This is a genomic window from Yaniella sp. (genome assembly GCF_030453185.1).
Taxonomy (GTDB): Bacteria; Actinomycetota; Actinomycetes; order Actinomycetales; family Micrococcaceae; genus Yaniella.
Genome location: NZ_JAKDKW010000130.1, coordinates 1 through 3,805, shown reverse-complemented (window position 1 = coordinate 3,805; position 3,805 = coordinate 1). Strand labels below are relative to the sequence as shown.

3 protein-coding genes are annotated in these 3,805 nt (G+C 53.3%); 2 read left to right on the top strand and 1 reads right to left on the bottom strand.

The window, feature by feature from the left end:
• Positions 1–3: 3 nt before the first annotated feature.
• Positions 4–936, bottom strand: coding sequence for a LysR family transcriptional regulator (locus L0H14_RS12040; RefSeq protein ID WP_301421948.1), 933 nt, complete (start codon positions 934–936; stop codon positions 4–6).
• A 174-nt stretch (positions 937–1,110) separates the two neighbouring features.
• On the opposite strand from L0H14_RS12040, the gene L0H14_RS12035 reads away from it, so the two are divergent.
• Positions 1,111–2,403, top strand: a complete 1,293-nt coding sequence (locus tag L0H14_RS12035) for an aromatic ring-hydroxylating dioxygenase subunit alpha (protein WP_301421949.1) — start codon at positions 1,111–1,113, stop codon at positions 2,401–2,403.
• Complete coding sequence (locus tag L0H14_RS12030) at positions 2,400–3,764, top strand: iron-sulfur cluster-binding domain-containing protein (protein ID WP_301421947.1); 1,365 nt, start codon at positions 2,400–2,402, stop codon at positions 3,762–3,764. The genes L0H14_RS12035 and L0H14_RS12030 overlap by 4 nt, the downstream gene beginning before the upstream one ends.
• Positions 3,765–3,805: the final 41 nt, after the last annotated feature.

Genomic DNA, 3,805 nt, shown 5'->3' with positions numbered 1-3,805 from the left:
AGGCTATCTTTCTTGTTCGAGACGAGTCCCTAGAATCATGCGGGCGGTATCACGGAGGTGCGACAGCGAGTCTCGAATGAGCGGCGACTTTAAGCTTCCAGCCCGCATTGCGGCAACGATCCTTCGCGTGGGGACGTGGTCACCAGCGATTTGTACGCGCACTACATCGCGGACACTTTCCAAACTGACCAGCCTGGGCATCAAACCAATCCCGACCCCCGCTTCGACCAGCGCTATGGAGGTCTCCCACTCGGCAATCTCGTGGGTGATCCGCGGTGTGATGCCTACGGCGGTGAAGGCAGCCGTGAATAGGGACCGATATGACGATCCGGGCGCATCTGTGATCCAGTCCTCCCGAGCAAGTTCGTTTAGGGTCACCGAGCTTCGTCCGGCCACTGGGTGTTCTGAAGATACTATGACGTCCAATGGATCGTTGAGCAAAATAATTTGTTCGAATCGCGGATCATCATCGACCTGCACATCAGCCTGCATGGCAATGACCACGGCAAGATCGATCCGCTCGGCAACTAGTAGCTCGAAGCAACGGGCAGGCGGTGCTTCTACAACACGAACATGAACCTGCGGCTTCGTGCGTTTCATATGAGCGGCCAACGGCGCCAAAAGATTCGATGCTGCCGTTGAAAAACCTCCAATACCAAAATCTGTTGGAGTCTGCTCACCTGCAGAAAGTGCAGAAGCCCGGATATGCTCCCACTGCTCTATCAGCTCGTCCGAGCGCTCGACCAAATACCGTCCGGTGGAGGTGAGCCGCAGACCCCGACCATCCTTGACCAAAAGTTTCATGCCCAGCGCACGTTGGTACTCCCTGAGCTGTGCCGAGACCGCCGAAGGTGAGTAACCTGTCAACTCTGCAGTAGCAGATACTGTTCCACACGTGCCAAATGTTCGAAGCACGTGGAGCCGAGAATCGATCATGCACCTATTCTGCATGGAATTCGGAAAATTCTCACGCTTTTATTGCAAGACCCCGTATTCGTAGAGTAGTGATCAACGGCACATGCAAGGTTCCTGACAAAGGCTTTGGATAATTAGCGGCTGGTGCCGATAACGATTCCTTTACGTGAATGGATACGAATGACGATGTCCCAAATGCTGAGCCCTTTACCGATGCGTCAGACTTCGACCTCCCGTGTGGATGCTGAAAAGATCGTCGAGATCAAGCGATTACTCGATACTCGAAGACAGGGCTTTTCTCTGTCGGCACCGTTCTATACAGATCCGGATCTTTTTCAGCTTGATATGGAAGCCATCTTCGGACAGCAGTGGATATTTGCTGCCAGCATCGCTGAAATGCCCGAGCCGGGGGATTATGTCACCGTGGATTATGGGCCGTATTCACTCATTGTGTTGCACAATGACGATGGCGGAGTGAATGTCTTGCATAATGTTTGTCGCCACCGGGGCGCCCGAGTTCTCACGAAGAACTCGGGTACCACCGGCAACCTGGTGTGTGGTTATCATTCCTGGACGTACGCGCCGGACGGCGATCTCATACATGCCTCGGCTCCAGGAGAGATTGAGTTCGATAAGAAGTGCTTCGCCCTGAAAAAAGCACACGGTCGTACTGTTGCCGGACTTATTTTCGTATGCTTGGCCGATGAACCGCCACAGGACTTTGACCAGACAGCTGCAGTCTTTGAGCCCTATGTTGCTCCCCACGAGTTGGCAAAAACCAAGGTTGCCTATCAGCAAGACATCATCGAGGAAGGCAATTGGAAGCTGGTGATGGAGAATAATCGCGAGTGTTATCACTGCGATGGACATCCCGAGCTGGCCTGCTCACTGTTTCCAACGTGGGGACTGACTGACGAGACCGTTCCCGCACATCTCGAAGATGTCTGGGGGAGGAACCAAAGTGCACAAGCTTCACTTGAACAGAGGTGTCAACGCTATGGATTGCCATATGAAGTCGTTGAAGAGTTGGATACGCGTGTGGCAGGAATTCGCATTTCACGTGAGGCCCTCGATGGTGACGGGGAGTCGTTCTCAACTGACGGACACCGGTTATCAAAAAAACTTTTAGGGGACTTGCGCGACTTTCGTCTCGGACGCTGCTCGATGCACTTGCAACCCAATAGCTGGTTTCACTTCCTATCGGATCACGTAATCACCTTCAGCGCATTCCCGATCAACGATCACCAGACCTTAGTGCGCACAACCTGGCTCGTTGCTGATGATGCAGTCGAAGGGGTGGACTATGACGTTGAGAAACTCACCCATACATGGAAACAAACCAACCTGCAGGATAAACAGTTCGTTGAGCTTTGCCAGCAGGGTGTCAGGAGTCCAATGTATGAACAAGGCCCGTATATGAAAAGCGAATATCAGGTCGAGGCTTTTATCAACTGGTACACACTGCGTATGCGGGAGTACATGGCATGACGATTACCGCAGAACCAATCACTGATGCTCAACGAATCCGCGGTATGGAAATGCCGTGGAACCGTGTGCTGAACAGCACAGCCGCACCAGCGGGCGCAGCTCAGGCACTGAACCCGTGGTACCCACAGGAATTTTTGGCCGAATGCGTCGAGACAATACCTGAAGCCGGCGATATGATGACCTTTGTCTTTCGTCGTGTCGATGGGGCGCCATTGGCTTTTCGTTCAGGACAATATCTGAATATCGATTTTCCGATCTATGGTCCGGACGAAGTTGGTGTCAGTCGCAGTTACTCGATCTCTAGTGCACCGACGGCACCCTGGACTTTCGACATCACCGTGAAACGGGATTCTCATGGTCTGGTATCTCCCTGGATTCACGAAAATGTGCGCCCGGGTAGCGTGCTAGAAATGCTGGGCCCCGTCGGTGCATTTCACTTGCCAGATGTGGATCGTCGCGCTCGATACTTGCTCTTGGCTGCAGGGGCCGGCATCACACCGTTGATGTCGATGATACGAACCGTGCATTCGCTACCGGGACACGCAGAAGTCGTGCTGCTTTACCACGGTGCTGCACCAGGCAGCTTCGCCTTTTCTCAGGAACTTGGACATCTTGCTGCGACGGATTCACGTATCAGCATCTACTACTCACTTGGTGATCGCAGTTCACCGGGAACCTGGGAAGGCATGGTTGGGCGCCTCACGCCGGCGATGATTGAACAAGTCGCCGCCGATGCGAATGGTCGGCAAGTGTATGCGTGTGGCCCCGAAGGCTATTTGAATGCTGCCGCGTGGATGCTCCGCCATGTTGGAGTCGATGATTCGTCGATCAATATGGAGTTTTTCTCGGGCGACTGTCAAACGCAACTGGAATACCGTGAAGAAGTAGCATTTGCTTCCGAAATTGCCCAAGAGTTCCCTGAGTCGGCAACCGAAGAGTTCTCCGAACCGCAACCTTCCGAGCTGGAATTCTATACGGCAAATCGCAATGCCGAAACCATCCTGGAATCAGACGGGCTCCCAACCGAGGCCATCGACATTGTGGCCCCTGTGGAAGAATTCTATGAAGACACCACGAAGTTCGAAACCGTTGGTACAGGCGAGTTCGTCATGACGTTTACCCAGACCGGCAAGAATGTTCGGATCAACGCTGGGGAGCAAGTACTTGACGTTGCCAAGGCCGCCGGTGTTCGGATCCCTATGAACTGCCAAGAAGGTATGTGTGGTTCTTGTAAGGTCATCAAATTACAGGGAGAAGTCGACATGAACCATCAAGGTGGCATTCGTGCACGGGAAATAGCGGCGGGGAAATTCCTACCCTGCTGCTCGATTCCACAGAGTGATCTGATCATCGAGGCTTAGATCGTGGTCGCGTCGATCACGAACCGGTAGCGTACATCCGA